The following is a 16001-nucleotide window of genomic DNA, read 5'->3' on the forward strand; positions in this document are numbered from 1 at the left end:
CGGCGATCGAGCCGGCCGGGGCGGAGATCCCGTCATGCACGCTGCCGTCCAACACCACGCCCTCAACCCGCATCCCGTCGTCCACGTCGCCCGGCGCTTGCTCGCCTTCCTGGAAACTGGGGAGGCGATCGATGCTCGCCTGCTGCGCTCCCTGTTCAGCGACGCGACGGGGCGGTCTCAGGCAGCTTCGGGCTGGTCGATGCGCCATGCCTATGACGCGCTCGAGCTCGCGCAGGTGCTGTATTTCAGATCGCAGGCGCTCCCCGATGACGACAACGCGGCCCTGGCCCGCATTCAGGAAATATCGGTCAATCTACCGGTGCAGAGCGTCCGCACCGATGACCAGCTCGCGCTGCAGCAGTTCTCGACCCCTGCCCCGCTCGCCTGGATCATGGCGCAGGCCGCGGCGGTGCGACCGGGCACGACGGTGCTTGAACCTTCCGCCGGCACGGGTATGCTTGTCTGGGCGTCGCCGCCGACCGCGAGGCTGCTGCTCAACGAGATCGATGTCGACCGCCAGGCCTGCCTCGCAGAGGCATTCCCGGCTGGCGCACTCACCGGCCATGATGCCGAGCTGATCGACGACCTGCTGCCACCAACGCTGATCGCCGACAGGGTTCTGATGAACCCGCCGTTCGCGCGCTCGACTGGTCGCGGCGAGGACCCCCACGCCGCCGAACGCCACGTGCGCGCCGCAATCCGGCGGCTGCGACCCGGCGGCCGGGTCGTCGCGCTGCTGCCACCCCGCTTCGATGTCGGCCGCCTCTCCTCCGACCTCACCATCCGGCTAGATGCGCTGCTGCCACGCGGCATCTATGCCAGGCACGGGACCGGCATCGCCGTGCGGCTGATCGTCTGCGATCGGCTGACGGGACCTGTCCCTGCCGACCCTTGCGAGGTCCTCGACCTGCCCGACCTCTTGCGCCGCGTGCAGGCGCTGCCCCTGCCCGATGCCTCCACCACGACATCGGTGCGGCCGGCGCTTACCGCTTCAACTCGGCTGTCGCTGTTCAGCAGGGCAACAGGGCAACGACCGGCGACACTCGCCCCGGCACCCAAACACGCCGATCGGAGCGCGCCCGAGCCGGTGAACGTGGTGGTGCTGGATGAGCCCGCGCCTGCGGGCGATCCTGCCGGCATCTATCTGCCATGGCGCGCGAGCCGCCTGCAGCTGCCCGGCGCCGCAGAACACCCTACCCCACTCGTCGAGTCCCTGGCGATGGGTTCGATCGCGGCGCCCAGAGCTCATCATGTGCCGCTGCTCCCCGCCCGGACCGTTGCCGATGGCATCCTCTCCGCCGCTCAGCTCGAGACCCTCGTCTATGCCGGTGCCGCATTCGAGCGCGATCTGCCTGGGCTCTTCGCGGCCAAGGACGAGGGCGGAGCACTCGAACCCGCCGAGCAGGGCTGCGCCTACACCCAAGGCTTCTACCTTGGCGACGGGACAGGCGCCGGCAAAGGGCGCCAGGTCGCCGGCATCATCCTTGATCAGTGGCTCCGCGGGCGTCGCCGGCATATCTGGTTCAGCAAGAACGAGGCGCTGCTCGAAGATGCTCGCCGCGACTGGACGGCGGTCGGCGGCGTGGCGCTCGACGTCCAGCCGCTCTCGGCCTGGAAGCTCGGCGCTGCGATCACGCTCGACGCGGGCGTCCTGTTCGTGACCTACCCGACGCTGCGGTCGGGTCGCGAGGACGCGACGCGACTTCGACAGATCCTCGATTGGGCAGGTGTTGGCTTCGACGGCGTAATCGCCTTCGACGAAGCGCACGCACTCGCCAATGCTGCGGGCGGTGAAGGCTCGCGCGGTCGCATCAAGGGTTCGGAGCAGGGCATCGCCGGACTACGCCTCCAGAACCTCCTGCCGCGCGCCCGCGTCCTGTACGTCTCGGCGACCGGCGCCTCGGACGTCGCCAATTTGAGCTATGCGACACGGCTTGGGCTCTGGGGGCCAGGAACCGCCTTCGCTGATCGAGAAGCCTTCGTGTCGGGTGTTCGCCAAGGCGGCATCGCGGCAATGGAACTCGTCGCGCGCGACCTCAAGGCGCTCGGTCTCTACACCTCCCGCGCGCTGTCTTTCGCCGGCGTCGAATATGATCTGCTCGAACATCAGCTCACGCCCGAGCAGATCGCGACCTACGACGCCTATGCCGACGCCTGGGCGATCATTCATCGCAACCTGACCGCCGCACTCGAATCGACCCGCGTCGTCGACAGTGTCACCGGCTCCACGCTTAACGCGAACGCGAAATCCGCGGCGCTGTCGAGGTTCGAGAGCGTCAAGCAGCGCTTCTTCGCGCAACTGCTGCTGTCGGCGAAGCTGCCGAGCCTGCTTCCCGCGATTGAGCAGGATCTCGGCCGCGGCAACGCGGTCGTCGTCCAGCTTGTCTCGACCGCCGAAGCGATGCTCGGCCGCCGGCTCGCCGAACTCACTCCCGAAGAGCGGGAAAGCCTCGAGATCGACCTGTCGCCGCGCGAGTACGTCATTGACTATCTGCTCGGCGCTTTCCCGACCCGGCAGATGCGCGTCTTCACCGATCCGGACGGCAATACCCGCTCCGAACCGATGTGCGACGAGCACGGCAACCCAGTTCATTGCCGCGAGGCCGAGGCCGCGCGGGACGCTCTGGTAGAGCAGCTTTGCGCCCTGCCGCCGATCGCGACCGCTCTCGACGCCATGATTGAGCGCTTCGGGGTCGACGCGGTTGCCGAAGTTACGGGACGCACCCGCCGGCTGGTGGTCGGCTCGGACGGCGCGCAGCGCATCGAGCGCCGCAGCCAGCGGGCGAATCTCACCGAGGCGCAGGCATTCATGGACGGCGCCAAGAAGCTGCTCGTCTTTAGCGACGCCGGCGGGACCGGCCGCAGCTATCATGCCTGCGTGCACGCGAAGAACCAGGCGCGCCGCATCCACTATCTCATCGAGCCAGGCTGGCGCGCCGACGCCGCGATCCAGGGTCTCGGCCGTACGCACCGAAGCGCACAGGCATCGGCGCCGCTGTTCCGACCGGTGACCACCGATGTGCGCGGCGAGCGACGCTTCATCTCGACTATTGCCCGGCGGCTCGACACGCTGGGCGCCCTGACGCGCGGGCAGCGCCAGACCGGCGGGCAGAACCTCTTCAACCCCGCTGACAACCTCGAGAGCAGCTACGCCAAGGACGCGCTGCTCGCCTGGTACCGCCTGCTCTTCGCCGGCAAGCTCGCGTCGATCACGGTGGCCGACTTTCAGGAGCGATCTGGCCTGAGCCTCGAGGCAGAAGGCGGCGGCCTGCGCGAGGACCTGCCGCCCATCCAGCGCTGGCTCAACCGGCTCCTGGCGTTCCCGATCGAGCTGCAGAACGCCATCTTCGACGAGTATCTCGGACTGGTCGAGGCCCGGGTCGATGCGGCTCGCGAAGCCGGCACGCTCGACCTCGGCGTCGAAACGCTGCCGGTCGAGGACATCCGGATCGTCTGTGACACGCTGCTGCGCACCGATCTGTCGAGCGGCGCCGAGACCCACCTGCTGGAGCTGGCGCTGACACGCCGGCCGCGCCCGCTCACGCTGGCGTCCGCACGACGTTTGGCTCAAGGCGGCAACGGTCGCCTGCTCGTCAACGCCCGCTCCGGGCGCGCGGCGGTGCGCCGCGACGGGCGCAGCCTGCTCACCGAGGATGGACAGCTGCAGCGGCGATACGAGCTCGTCAGGCCCATGAAGCGCGAGCATGTCGCCGCCGATCGCTTCGGCGAGACGAGCTGGACCGAGGCCGATCCGCAAGCGTTCGAGCGTGCCTGGCAGGAGGAAATGGACGAGGCGCTCGCCTCGACTTCGACCGAGACACTCTATCTCGCGACCGGACTCCTGCTGCCGATCTGGAACGTCCTGCCGGACGATCAGGTCCAGGTCCTCCGCATCGTCGACCAGGCCGGCCAGTCGCTTCTCGGCCGCGAGGTCCCGGCACTCGCGTTGCCTGAGCTTGGCAAACGTCTCGGGCTTGATCTCGATGGCGCGCTCGATCCCAAGCTCATCGCGAGTGCCGTGCTCGACACGGGCCGTCCCTGTCAGTTGCCCGGCCTTGCCCGCCTGACGCTCAAGCGTGCGCTCGTGGGCGGCGAACGGCGGCTCGAACTCGCCGGGTTCGAGCCGGAACGTCTGCCCGAATACAAGGCGCTTGGCTGCTTCACCGAGATCATCCGTTATCAGACCCGGCTCTTCGTCCCGCTCGATCGTGCAAACGCCATCCTGTCGTCGCTCGCCACCTAATCGCCGCCATGCTCGACACGCGCCATCTTACCACCTATTTAGGTGTTGCCACTAGAAAGGCTTCGACATGGAACGCGCGATCACCGCCAGCGATGCCAACCAGCGCTTTTCCGAACTGCTGCGCGAGGTGCAGGACGGCGAGACCTTCGTCGTGACCTCGCGCGGACGGCCCGTCGCCAAGATGGTCCCGGTCGACGACCTCGATCGGCAGGCGCCTGCGATCGACGCTCTGCTCGCGCATGTCGAGACGCTGCCGCGGCGATCTCTCACTGGCTGGAGCCGCGCGGACCTCTACGAGTGACCCGCGTCGCGCTCGACACCAACATCCTCGCTTATGTCGCCGGCGTCGATCGCCACGCCGATGATGCCGCCAAGATCGACGCAAGCCGCACGCTGTTGAAGCGCCTGCGCGGACGCGCCTCGCTGGTCGTTCCGGTCCAGGTGATGGGCGAGCTGTTCGTCGTACTGACGCGGGCTAGCGCCAGCCGCAGCGACGCGCGTGCGACGGTGCTGCGCATGACCGAAGCCTTCGGCACCGCCGACAGCGGCGCGTCTGCGCTCTACTCGGCACTGGATCTGGTCGCGGCGCACCAGCTTCAGTTCTGGGACGCGCTGATCCTCAATGCCGCGGCCGAGGCGGGCTGCACGCTCCTCCTGTCCGAGGACATGAGCAGCGGCTTCACCTGGCGGGGCGTCACGGTTCTAGATCCGCTCGCGGCAACGTCCGACGATCGGTTGACGCGGCTGTTCGCCTGAGCGCCTGACGAGAGAGGAAAGGCGGGCGCCGGGCGGGTAAGCCTCGGGCGCAATCGGGCGCCAGGGCTCATGGAGCCTGTCCCATGATCCAGACCATCCCGCTCAACAAGCTCGTCCCGTCAACGCGCAACGTCCGGCGACGGAGCGACGAGGCGGCGGACGCCCAGCTGCGCGCCGACATCGAAGCGCGCGGCCTGCTGCAGAATCTGATCGTCACCGCCAACAAGAAGCCGCGCGGCACCTTCGCGGTCGAAGCGGGCGGCCGCCGCCACGCGGCGCTCAAGGCGCTGGCCGAGGCGGGCACGCTCGCGGTCGACGTCGCGGTGCCCTGCCTCGTGCTCGACGACCTCGGCAGTGCCGTCTCGGAAGCGAGCCTCGCCGAGAACTTCCAGAAGCTCGCCCTCAATCCCGCCGACGAATGCCTCGCCTTCCAGCACTTCATCGAGCAGGGCTCCGACGTCGAAGGGATCGCGCGTCGCTTCGGCGTCACCGTCCGCTTTGTCGAAGGCCGGCTGCGCCTCGCCAGCCTCGCTCCCGTCGTCTTCCAGGCGCTTGCCGATGGCGAGATCACGCTCGATGTCGCCAAGGCTTATGCCTCGACGCCCGACCGCGAGCGTCAGGCCCATGTCTTCGACCAGATGAGCCGCGGCTATGGCGGCGCGCATCCCGACAGTGTGCGGCGCATGATGACGCAGGCCACCGTGTCGGCGAGCGATCCACGCGCGCGACTCGTCGGCGAGGATGCTTATCTCGCGGCGGGTGGCCGGATCGACCGTGACCTGTTCGCCGACGATGCCTCGACCCGATGGCTCGACATCGCCATTCTCGAGCGGCTCGCCAACGAGAAGATGGAGGAGGCCGCTGCAGCGCTGGCGGCCAAAACCGGCTTCGCCTGGGTGCGCCCGACGCTCGACCGCTACGTCGACTGGCAGCAGACCGAGGGTATGACGCGCGTTGAACTCGAAGCAGCTGAGCTCAGCGATGACGAGCAGCGCCAGGTCGCCGAGCTGGAAGCGCAGGCGGCGGACCAGGTCGGTATGCTGGAGGATGAGGCCAGCAGCGAGGAGGATCGCGCCGCCGCCGAAGCCCGGCTCGAAGCGCTCGACAAGGCTATCGAGGCGATCACCGACAAGCCGCCGGTGCTGGGCGACGACCTTCGTCCGACCGTCGGCGCGTTTCTGGTGCTCGGTCCCGATGGCAAGCCGAAGCTGCACCAGACCCTGTACGCCGATCGTCCTGTTCCCAGCGACAGCGAGGACGGCGAGGCGCCGGCTGATGGCGTCGACACACCTTCACCGCGCATCATCGGCCTCTCCCAGCGACTGACCGATGAACTCGCGATCCAGCGGCGCGATATTCTGGCCGTTTATGTCGCGGCCGATCCGGACTTCGCGCTCGATCTCGCCATCTTCCTTATGGTCGATCGCCTGTCGGGTCACCGGACGGACCGCTACGGCTCGACGCTGAGCGCTCGTCCGCCCCAAGAACCGGTGATCGGATTCCGCACGCCTGGGGCGGCCGCGACGATCGCGCGGGCCGAAGCCGAGGAGCAGCTCGATCGCAGCTGGGCCGGGCATGACCAGGTCGAGGCGCGGTTCGACGCTTTCCGCGCGGTCGACCCGGAGCAGCGGGCGGCGTGGCTGGGGCACGCGGTCGCAGCATCGCTCGAGGCCAGCATCGGCGGGACGGGCGCGAGTGCGTGCCGGTTCCACGATCATCTCGGGCACCTGCTCGAGGTCGACGTCGCGGCCTGGTGGCGTCCCACCGCCACCAACTTCTTCGACAAGGTCACCAAGCCGGTGATGTTCGAGGCACTCGATCAGATCGAAGGACCGGCGCTCGCCGCACGCTACGGCGCCGCCAAGAAGGCTGACCTCGCCGGCACGTGCGAGCGCATCTGCGCAGGCGATTTCATCGGTGAGGTCGGAACGAAGGAGGTCGCGCGCGCTTGGCTTCCCGCAGCAATGCGCTTCGCCTCGCCCACCGGTGATCCCGACGCGGCGACCGGCGCCGCGACGGATCCCGAGCTCGTCGATGCTGAAGGCATCGAGGAGCCAGGCGACATCGGAGATCCCGCAGCGCCGCGCGCCGCCGCCTGAACCTCTCACCTGTAGAACGTCCGGGGCGATCTCGTCGGCGAGGTCGCCCCTTTCTCCTGTGCGCCTTCGAAAGAGGAAAGGCGGCTGGCGCCGGGGCGAGCCGATCCCGGCTCGTCAGAGGGAGACGCGCCATGCGCCAGTATCGATCAGACAAGGTCCCGGCCAACCCCGCCGAGACGATCACCCGAGCCATCATCGAACGCCTCGAGGCGGGCGTCCGCCCGTGGCGGCAGCCGTGGACCGGTGGTCCTGTTTCCCGGCCCTTGCGCGTCTGCGGCACGCCCTACCGCGGCGCCAATGTCATCTGGTTGTGGATGGCGGCACAGGCGCGCGGCTTCGCTTCCCCCACGTGGATGACCTACCATCAGGCGCAGCTGCTCGGCGGTCAGGTCCGCAAGGGCGAGCTCGGCACGCTCGCGATCTTCTACAAAAGCTACACCAAGGAGGTCGAGAACCCGGGCACGGGCGAGCGCGAGGATGAAGCGCGTCGCGTGCTCAAGAGCTTCACCGTCTTCAACGTCGACCAGATCGATGGGCTTCCCGAACGGTTCACGCCCGTGACGATGCCCCTGCCCGCGCCCGATGCCCGCGACCACGCGCTCGACGCTTGGTTCGCCGGCGTGCCGGCGCGGCTTCGCCACGGTGGCGGCGAGGCCTATTACATACCGTCGAGCGACGAGATCACCATGCCTGAGATCGCGGCGTTCCGCAGTCGTGACCATTATCGGGCGACGCTCGCACACGAGTTGGCCCACTGGACCGGGCACGCCAGCCGGCTCGATCGCGCGCTCGGCAACCGCTTCGGCAGCGACGCCTATGCGATGGAAGAGCTCGTCGCCGAACTCACCGCGGCGATGATCGGCGCCGAGCTCGGGCTCCCGGTCGATCATCTCGACGATCATGCGAGCTACCTCGCCTCCTGGCTCAAGGTGCTCAAGACCGACAGCCGCGCTATCCTGACCGCCGCCGCCAAGGCCGAGGAGGCCAGCGCCTTCCTGCTCGCCTTCCAGGCACCTGGGCGAGTGCAAGCGCCCACGCTGCTCGCTGCCTGATCCCACCCAGCATGCTGCCATCGATGCGCCCATTGCGGCGCCACGGCGGCGTTCGACCGGAGAAATCCCCATGACCTATGACGTCGGCTACCGCTTCTCACAGGCGCTCGATCCGAGCGGCCTCGACACTATCGCCGCGTGCCTTCACGCCCTCCAGGCAGCTGCCAAGGACTGCCGCAACGCAGGCAAGCCGTTCGAGGCTGACCCTGCCGTGGTGCTGCTGGCACAGCATCTCGGGAGCGTGGCCACGATGAAGATGCCCGACCGCTCCGGACTCCGATCGCTCTGCGGCGAGGCGCTCGCCGAGATTGCGCGCACGCCCCTCCTGGTCCTGCTCGCAGCCCGCGGCGCCTCCTACGACGCCGATGCCAAGCGCACCTTCCACACCGAGGCCCGGCGTGCGCTGAGACGGCTCGCGGGAGACCTGCAGCTGCCGGCGAAGAGCTTCGACATCCGCGTATGCGAGGGTGGGCCTGCGGTCTCCGGCGAGGTCATCCTCCATGCCGAGGAACTCTACGTCCAGGTCTCGATCGGCGGCTTTGGCGGTGGCGAGATCCTGTTCCGGCGGTGCCGCGGGCGTTCGGATTATAGCGGCGAGCGCAACCACTGGGCCCGCATGCCCGCCTTGCTCGACACCTCGGCTTTTGCCCGGCGGATCGCGCACGAGCTGGGCCTCTTCCTAGCCGCGGAGATCCAGCCCCGGCTGGTCGCGTGAGGGTGGCGGAGGGTTTCAGGCGACGCCGGCATGCGGCGCGAGAGGCCCTCTACCCGCCGGCGGGATGCGCGCAACCCGCCCGCCTGCGGCCCGTGTTGCCCGGCGACGTGGTCGCCGCCGGGCTGCCCGCGCCAGCCTTGCCGGGGAGTGGCGCCCACCCCTGATGCCGACGGGTGGGAGGGCGCGTCGCCGCACTTGCGCGGCGTCAGACCTGGAGACCTCTCATGCCCACGACCCTTGCCGCCCAGCTCGCCGCGCTGGAACTCGGTCACCTCTCGATCAGCGCCGACGCGAGCACCGCGTGCCGCAATCCCCTTCAACCCGATGCCATCGACCAGACCTTGGCGGCGGTCTGGTCCGACCTGTTCGGGCTCTTCACCGATACCGTCCTTGAGGATCAGGCCGAGGAACTCGGCTGGGGCGTCGTCAACCTGTTCCACCGCGCCGCCGCCAAGGCATCCACCCGGATCGATCGCGCGACCGACGAGATCCGGCTGCTGCTCGCCACCAACGATGGCTCGGAAGTCCACTCCACCGAACTCGAACAGCAGGTCGAGCGTGCGCAGGTCGCGGAGGACGAGATGCTGGCGCTGGAGGCGCTCCGCGAGACCGCCGCTGCTCTTTACCTCGCCGAGACCGGGTCATCGTGGCGGCCGGCCAGTGGCTCGCGGCTCAGCCACGACGCGCTCACCACCTCGGCGGTCGTCCAGGGGCGCGAGTTCCTCAAGGCACGCGCCGAGGGCAAGCGCCGCGCGGCGATGCCGCAGGGGACGCCGATCGTCTTTGCCGGTGGTCGGCTGAGCTTCGCCTCGACCGATGACGCCAAGACCTATGGCGATGCGATCTGGCAGACGCTCGACCGCGTGCGGGCCAATGTCGGGGACATGGTCCTCGTTCACGGCGGCGACGGCAAGGGTGCTGACCGCCTCGCGGCATCCTGGGCCGAACGGCACAAGGTGCCCCAGATCGCCTTCAGCCTCGACAAGCGGCTGGGTGCTCGGGCCGGGTTCAAGCGCAACGAGCAGATGCTCGATTTGAAGCCGCGCTACGTCGTCGCCTTTGCCGGCAACGGCGTCCTCGAGCGCCTCGTCATCCAGGCCAAGGAGCGCGGTCTCTCCGTTGTCGATCGCCGCGGTCCGCTCGGCACCAATCCCAAGCAGCATGCGCGTGCGCAGGCGTCAGGGCGCCCCTAAATCAATCGGGAGCGTGGCTTCGGCCACGCTCCTCCAGCCGTTGCGTTAGCCGCATCGCGTTGCAGGCGACGCCTTGATCCACCGCCCGAATGCCTCCAGCACCCGGCGCAGCTCGGCGTTTTTGACCGCGCGTCGGGCGTGGGGCAGCGTGAACTATCGTCGCTGCCGCTCGTGTCGCTCCTGCCAGTCCGCGAGCTCGGTCTGGACCTCGAGCGGAAATGCATCGATCCGGATCGTGCCGCCGAATCCGAGCATCGATCCGCCCGGTTGACAGTAGAGTCCGATCGGCTCTGACGCGATGCGGCCGGTCACACCTGCCTCCTCATAGGTGTCGCGCTCGGCGGACCGGGAGGCCACCAACCCGCGGGCGATCTTGCCCTTCGGCAGAATCCAGCGCCGCCGCGTGCGCGAGATCTTGAGCAGCACCGACACATCTCCGCCGGACTCGACGCGGTAGGGGATGGCGGCCGACTGAGCCTCACGGATGAGGCGAAAGGATGGTCACGATCAACGTCTAGATCACCTTCAGCCGGCACGCTCCATCACATTGTGCTTACTCGCTTTCCTACACTTGGGTGGGACCGCTAGGACGTTGCCATGTCACTCCTGCTCCTCGCTGCCGCTTCGATGGTTGTGCCCTCCGGGGAGCGTTTCACCTGCACCCCGGTCGCGGTCTGGGACGGCGATGGTCCGATCTGGTGCCGGGAGGGACCCCGCATCCGGCTGGCGGGGATCGCCGCACGCGAGATCGACGGCAGCTGCCGACCAGGTCATCCCTGTCCCCGTGCCTCGGGCCGCGAAGCGCGCGATCACCTCGTCGCCCTGCTGGGTGGAGCGCGCGGCACGCTGCGGACCGGCCATGTTATCGTGCGCGGTCCGGTGCTCAGCTGCCGCTCGAATGGCTCTGCCCGCGGCTCCCGGACGGGCGCTTTCTGCCGCTCCGGCTCGACGGGTGACCTTTCCTGCGCGATGGTCCGGGGCGGCTACGCTCTGTCGTGGTCACGCTACGATGGCAGGCTGGTCTGCCGATCGGCCCCAGGCTCGTCCTGACCCATCGCTGCCGGACGGCTCGTCTTCCTGAGCGCGTACGAAACCCTCCCCATCGCCGCCTGATCCCTATGGCGGCCGCGGATCCCTGCAACCCGCCGTTCAAGGCCCGTGTTGCGCCCGCGCTGACGCTTGGCGCTGCCCGCGCCAGCCTTGCCCGTCAGGTTCCCCTCCGGCCTCACGGCCTTCAGTGCAGCGCTCCGCTCGAGCCCGCCATGGCCGGGTTCTGCGTCGACGGGGACGGTCCCGGCGACCTTCCAGGAGTGAGCCTCATGACCAACACCGTTCTTCTCGTCGGCAACCTCGGCACCGATCCCGAGACCCGCACCACCCGCGGCGAAACCCGCGTCGTCAGCCTGAGCCTCGGCACCAGTCGGCCCAAGCGCGACAGCGAGGGCAAGACCTTCAAGGATGCGAGCGGCTACACCGCCAAGGAAACCGAGTGGCACCGCATCACCTGCTTCAACGGCCTCGGCAAGACGGTCGCGCAATATGCCACCAAGGGCATGATGGTCGCCGTGCGTGGCCGCATCCACTACAGCAAGTGGACCGACCGGGAGGGTGTCGAGCGCTACGGCTGCGAGATCATCGCCGAGGATGTCCAGTTCCTCAGCCGCGGCAAGCCGGCGGGCGGCGGCGAGCCTTCGGGCCAGAACGATATCGACGACGACCTGCCCTTCTGACCGGGCCCGATCAGCCCCGGCGGCGTCGCCGCCGGGGCCTTCTTCATGCCTGCGGGCGGGTTCCGAAATGCCGAGCGACGATCGCATCCAGGCGCCGCGTCAGCAGTGCGGCAAGCGCCAGCGCATCGCGTTCCGCATCGAACGGATCGCGCTCGCAGGACGACACGATCGCGTCACGCAGCCAATAGCTGGTCGCAGGATCGGCGAGAATCGCCAGCAACTCGACCACCTCGGCTCCGTCGAACCGCGGCTCAGGGCTGGCCATCGTCGCCTCCCTTCACACCAGGCTTTCCGGCCGTCTTGCGCCCCGCACAGGGACCCTGCGACCCGTCGCCGAGCGCCTTGCGGATGGCCACGCGGAGGCCTTCGGAGCCGAGGGCACCGCCCCCGGCGTCGAGCACGATGATGCCAAGTTCGAGTGCGGCGGCCTGGCGCAGTGCGTCGCGCAGACTGGCGAGGCGCCGTTCTTCTTCGTCATGTCGGGTGAGCGCATCGAGCGCGCTCGGCTTCTTCTTGGCCACGACCAGTCTCCTGTCGGTCGAAGCCCCTTCCGACGTCCTTCTTCGCGCAGCGGCGTGGCTGTAGGAAAGCGCTTTCTTCAGCTGCCCGGGTCAGTCCCTTTCCTCGAGCGTGCCGCATCCAATCGGCCGCCGCGGGCATCGAGCCCGCACCGGCCGAGCTCTTCTACTCGCTCGACATGGGGTAGCATGACAGCGGCGAAGACCGGGCCTCAAGGACGACGGGGCCCCACCATTTTTCCGGCCGATCGACGTTCGTCCTAACCACCAGCGTCATCGCGCGGCCGGAAAAATCGTGACCCCCATCGCCGCTGGCGCGGCCGCTCCTGCGGAGCGGTCCCTGACCCCCGATCTTCCCCGCTGTCCCTCTGACGCCGTCTTTCACTTGAACATTGAGAGGACGGACGATGACCTTCTACAGCCCGATCAACACCACCGCCGCCGCCACTGCGGACCACGACGCCTATCTCGCCGCCTACGCCAAGGCCGCCGCCAGGGCGCCCTACAGCTACTTCGACCAGCACATCATCCGCACCGACGACGGCTGCTACTGGGTCGCCGACGAAGGTGACTACGAAAGCCTGATGGCAGACCTGATCGACCGGATCGTCCACACCGTGGCCGCCGGACGCAGCGACGAGGAGTAAGACGGCGAGAGGGGCTTCGGCGCCTCTCGCTTTGCTCGTCCAGAGCATCGATCTCTTCTGAAGTAGGTGCGAGAAGCGCCTGCTCGTGCGGAGCTCCGGCTCGCATATTGACGGGACAGCCTCGCGTTCGCGCTCCTCCCGGATGACCGATCACGGCCCGATCGACAGACCAACATCACCGACCGCAGCACCTCGACGATATGGGGCAAAGAGGGCACACCCTATGCGGCAAGCCCGCAGGTTAAGTAGTTGATTTCGGCGGAGCAAACCTGTCCCACACGCCGCTCGATTTCGTGGGTCCGTTTTGGCGGACGGTCAACCTGCTGATTCGACTGGATTTCAGCTCCGCAGGTGGCGAGCGAATTCGTTTTCCTACACCCCGTCTGTCGCGCTACATCGGCCGAGCCTTGCGAAGCGCGACCACGCTCCATCCGGTGATGGAGACGTGCATGTCGTATCATGAATTCATTACCGTGCGGATGAGCGGCACCATGCGTGCCGAGCTGTTCGCCCATGCCGCCGAGCGCCAGCTCGATGTCGGCAAACTCGTCCGCGACCTGATCGCCTTCGAGCTCGCCGTCGGGCGTCATCGCGCGCGCGAGGCGCTCGGCCAGCTCCTGTTCCTGGCGATCGCCATGGACGAGCTGCTGGCAGCACACAGCGACGAGACGCTGCGCGACCATGTCATCCAGCAATGGCGCACGCGCCTCGACGAGGAGGCGTCGTCCGATGCGCAATAAGCTCGTCAACTTCACCCGCGGCTCGCAGCTCATCGGGCATTTCGGCTTCATGTTCGCCGCCGGTCTGAAGGGCCCTCTCCTCTTCGCCATCGCGATCTTCGGAGGCTTCATCTGGTGGCGCGTGTCGGCGACCCTCAGCAATGCCGAAAGCTACCTCTGCTGGATGCGCCTTTATGTCGCCGGCTACACCTGGTTCGAATTCGATCCCGGGCGCCCGGTCAATCTGGCGCGGGATGGCGCGCCCCTGCTCGTGCCGATGGCCCGTGCCGCCAGCCATCCGATCATGGCGGCCGCATGGTCGAAGTGCCTGGTCGCGGCGCGCGACGGCGCCGTGACCGCCTCCCTCATCACGGTTCCCGCAACGATTGCCTTCGCCTGGATCGCCGCGTGGTTCGGCCGCCGCTCGAAGGAAAGCAAGCATGAGCGCGGCGCCACGCTTGCCGATCTTCCGACCCTGGTTGCCGAAATCGACGCTCACAATCGCGGCGAGCGCGCGATCGAGTATCGGCGGACGCTCGGGCCCGGCTGGCGCCTCACCTCTCCGGCGGAGCGCCGCGCCGCACAGCTCTACGAACCCTATCGTCTCGCGGGCGTCCCGTTCCCGTGGCGGCTCGAGCAGAGCCACGCCATGCTCATCGGCACGACCGGCACCGGCAAGACCGTCTGCCTGCGTGACCTGCTGAGCCAGGTCCGCGCCGCTGGGCACCGCGCGGTGATCTTCGACCTGACCGGTGCCTTTATCGAGGCATTCTACGATCCGGAGCGGGACGTCATCCTCAACCCGCTTGATGCGCGCTGCCCGCAATGGTCGGTCTTCGAGGATTGCACGGACGAGGCGAGTTTCACCGCCGCCGCGGAAGCACTCGTGCCCCATGACGGGGGCGGCGCGGAGGCCTTCTGGGTACTCGCGGCGCGCATGCTGTTCGTTGAAATGTGCCTCAAGCTCGCCGCGGAGGGACGCGCGACCAATGCGGCGCTCTCGAACGAGCTGATGACGGCCAGCCTCGCCCATGTGCACCAGCTGATGCAGGGCACCGTCGCCGATCCGCTCACCGCACCCGAGGCCGCGCGCATGGCGGAGTCGATCCGAGCGGTGTTCAACGCCAACGCCAAGGCGCTCCGCATGCTGCCGGTGACGGGGGTGCCCTTCTCCGTCCGCCGCTGGGTTGAGGGCAACTGCGCCGAGGCGAGCTTTCTCTTCGTCTCAGCGCGCTATGTCGACATGTCGGTCGCCTCCAGGCTCCTCACCGTCTGGATGGACACCGCCATGAACACGCTCATGGCAGGACCGCGCACCACCGACCTCAAGGTCTGGTTCCTGTTCGACGAGCTCGGCGCACTGCATCGCTTGCCCGCGCTCGAAAAAGGACTCCAGACCGCGCGCAACTATGGCGGCGCTATCGTCGCGGGGGTCCATGCCTATGCCAAGCTGAAGGAAACCTACGGCGACAACATGGCGATGACCCTTGCCGCGCTCGCACGGACCAAGCTCATCTTCGCCACCGCCGACCGCGAGTCCGCGACCTGGTGCTCCGACTTCATCGGCCACCGTCAGTATCGCGAGATGGAGGAGGGCTACAGCTACGGGTACAATAATGCGCGGGACGCGGTGAGCCTCACGCCCAGGCGCCAGATCGAACCGCTTCTGCTGCCCGACCAGCTGATGAACCTGCCGAGGCTGCAAGGCTATCTCAAGTTCCCCGACGGCTTTCCGGCGGCACCAGTGCGCCTCGACTACGTCGCCTATCCGAGCCGTGCCGAGCCGTTCATTCCCCGCTCTTCGACGCTTCCGAGCACCTCCGGACCGGACCCCAGTGCCGCTCAAAACGAGCCCACCGGAGACACGAGCGGCGCCAGCGACCAGGGGCCGGGCCCGCGCTCACAGCAGGACCGCAAAGCCGATCCGGCGAGCGCGCGCAGGCTGCCGGACGGCCACGCGAAGCCGAAGATGCGTGCCGCCGACCGCGAGCCTGCCTTCGGAAAGGCGCCGGCAGATCCACCGCGCGACAGGCACAATGGCGAAGGCCTACCACAAGGCGCTCGGCAGCCGACCGCCTCCGTCGGATCGGCCCGGCTTCTGCTCTCAAAGGCGACCGGCGCGACTGACGGGGCCCCGGAGGCCATTGATCAAGCGACGGCGCCTGCCGCCCCGGTGACCCGGACGGGCGCAGACGCTGGCCGTCAGGGAGGTGCCACCGAACGCCCGCGACAGCAGGAGAATATCACCCGTCGAGAGCTGCGCGAGGGCATTGCGCCCTCAGACCCGCACGCCAGCGACGAACCCGAACTCGATTTCTGAGAGAAGACC

Annotated in this window: 15 protein-coding genes; 12 read left to right on the plus strand and 3 right to left on the minus strand. The window is 68.2% G+C overall.

What is annotated here, in order from left to right:
- The first annotated feature begins 34 nt into the window (after nucleotides 1-34).
- The 7 genes from BOS5A_RS09685 to BOS5A_RS09715 all read left to right on the plus strand — a co-directional run bounded on the left by BOS5A_RS09685 (nucleotide 35) and on the right by BOS5A_RS09715 (nucleotide 10058).
- Nucleotides 35-4243, plus strand: a complete 4209-nt coding sequence (locus BOS5A_RS09685) for a strawberry notch-like NTP hydrolase domain-containing protein (protein WP_199857321.1) — start codon at nucleotides 35-37, stop codon at nucleotides 4241-4243.
- A 67-nt stretch (nucleotides 4244-4310) separates the two neighbouring features.
- Nucleotides 4311-4544, plus strand: coding sequence for a type II toxin-antitoxin system Phd/YefM family antitoxin (locus BOS5A_RS09690; protein WP_151954934.1), 234 nt, complete (start codon nucleotides 4311-4313; stop codon nucleotides 4542-4544).
- Nucleotides 4541-4999, plus strand: coding sequence for a PIN domain-containing protein (locus tag BOS5A_RS09695; RefSeq protein WP_151954935.1), 459 nt, complete (start codon nucleotides 4541-4543; stop codon nucleotides 4997-4999). Before BOS5A_RS09690 ends, BOS5A_RS09695 begins: the two co-directional genes overlap by 4 nt.
- A gap of 83 nt (nucleotides 5000-5082) precedes the next feature.
- On the plus strand, nucleotides 5083-7098 hold the full coding sequence (locus tag BOS5A_RS09700; RefSeq protein ID WP_151954936.1) for a ParB/RepB/Spo0J family partition protein: 2016 nt from the start codon (nucleotides 5083-5085) through the stop codon (nucleotides 7096-7098).
- Nucleotides 7099-7229: 131 nt separating this feature from the next.
- Nucleotides 7230-8150: an ArdC family protein gene (locus BOS5A_RS09705; RefSeq protein ID WP_151954937.1), complete on the plus strand. Its 921-nt coding sequence runs from the start codon at nucleotides 7230-7232 to the stop codon at nucleotides 8148-8150.
- A 70-nt stretch (nucleotides 8151-8220) separates the two neighbouring features.
- Entirely contained in the window at nucleotides 8221-8865 is a 645-nt protein-coding gene (locus tag BOS5A_RS09710; protein WP_151954938.1) for a hypothetical protein, read from the plus strand.
- A gap of 224 nt (nucleotides 8866-9089) precedes the next feature.
- Nucleotides 9090-10058: a DUF2493 domain-containing protein gene (locus BOS5A_RS09715; protein WP_151954939.1), complete on the plus strand. Its 969-nt coding sequence runs from the start codon at nucleotides 9090-9092 to the stop codon at nucleotides 10056-10058.
- 153 nt (nucleotides 10059-10211) lie between these two features.
- Here the strand turns inward: BOS5A_RS09715 and BOS5A_RS09720 are convergent, their stop codons facing one another.
- On the minus strand, nucleotides 10212-10484 hold the full coding sequence (locus BOS5A_RS09720; protein ID WP_151954940.1) for an NUDIX hydrolase: 273 nt from the start codon (nucleotides 10482-10484) through the stop codon (nucleotides 10212-10214).
- 171 nt (nucleotides 10485-10655) lie between these two features.
- Here BOS5A_RS09720 and BOS5A_RS09725 point away from each other — a divergent pair, with 171 nt between their 5' ends.
- On the plus strand, nucleotides 10656-11108 hold the full coding sequence (locus BOS5A_RS09725) for a thermonuclease family protein (RefSeq protein WP_151954941.1): 453 nt from the start codon (nucleotides 10656-10658) through the stop codon (nucleotides 11106-11108).
- A gap of 269 nt (nucleotides 11109-11377) precedes the next feature.
- Entirely contained in the window at nucleotides 11378-11788 is a 411-nt protein-coding gene (locus BOS5A_RS09730) for a single-stranded DNA-binding protein (protein ID WP_151954942.1), read from the plus strand.
- A gap of 43 nt (nucleotides 11789-11831) precedes the next feature.
- On the opposite strand, the gene BOS5A_RS09735 is transcribed toward BOS5A_RS09730, so the two are convergent.
- Together BOS5A_RS09735 and BOS5A_RS09740 are read right to left on the minus strand one after the other, a co-directional pair.
- The gene (locus tag BOS5A_RS09735; protein ID WP_151954943.1) at nucleotides 11832-12053 is read right to left on the minus strand and encodes a hypothetical protein; all 222 of its coding nucleotides are present in this window, start codon (nucleotides 12051-12053) and stop codon (nucleotides 11832-11834) included.
- Nucleotides 12040-12309 carry a DUF6437 family protein gene (locus tag BOS5A_RS09740; protein ID WP_151954944.1) on the minus strand — a complete coding sequence of 90 codons (270 nt, stop codon included), beginning with the start codon at nucleotides 12307-12309 and terminating at the stop codon, nucleotides 12040-12042. The genes BOS5A_RS09735 and BOS5A_RS09740 overlap by 14 nt, the downstream gene beginning before the upstream one ends.
- A 404-nt stretch (nucleotides 12310-12713) precedes the next feature.
- On the opposite strand from BOS5A_RS09740, the gene BOS5A_RS09745 reads away from it, so the two are divergent.
- The 3 genes from BOS5A_RS09745 to BOS5A_RS09755 all read left to right on the plus strand — a co-directional run bounded on the left by BOS5A_RS09745 (nucleotide 12714) and on the right by BOS5A_RS09755 (nucleotide 15992).
- Nucleotides 12714-12953: a hypothetical protein gene (locus tag BOS5A_RS09745; protein ID WP_151954945.1), complete on the plus strand. Its 240-nt coding sequence runs from the start codon at nucleotides 12714-12716 to the stop codon at nucleotides 12951-12953.
- A gap of 449 nt (nucleotides 12954-13402) precedes the next feature.
- Nucleotides 13403-13693 (plus strand): hypothetical protein, encoded by a 291-nt coding sequence (locus tag BOS5A_RS09750; RefSeq protein ID WP_151954946.1) that lies wholly within the window; start codon nucleotides 13403-13405, stop codon nucleotides 13691-13693.
- Nucleotides 13683-15992 (plus strand): type IV secretion system DNA-binding domain-containing protein, encoded by a 2310-nt coding sequence (locus BOS5A_RS09755; RefSeq protein ID WP_151954947.1) that lies wholly within the window; start codon nucleotides 13683-13685, stop codon nucleotides 15990-15992. The genes BOS5A_RS09750 and BOS5A_RS09755 overlap by 11 nt, the downstream gene beginning before the upstream one ends.
- The last annotated feature ends 9 nt before the right edge of the window (nucleotides 15993-16001 follow it).

The sequence above is a fragment of the Sphingomonas sp. EC-HK361 genome (genome assembly GCF_902498785.1).
In the GTDB taxonomy this organism is placed as follows: Bacteria; Pseudomonadota; Alphaproteobacteria; order Sphingomonadales; family Sphingomonadaceae; genus Sphingomonas.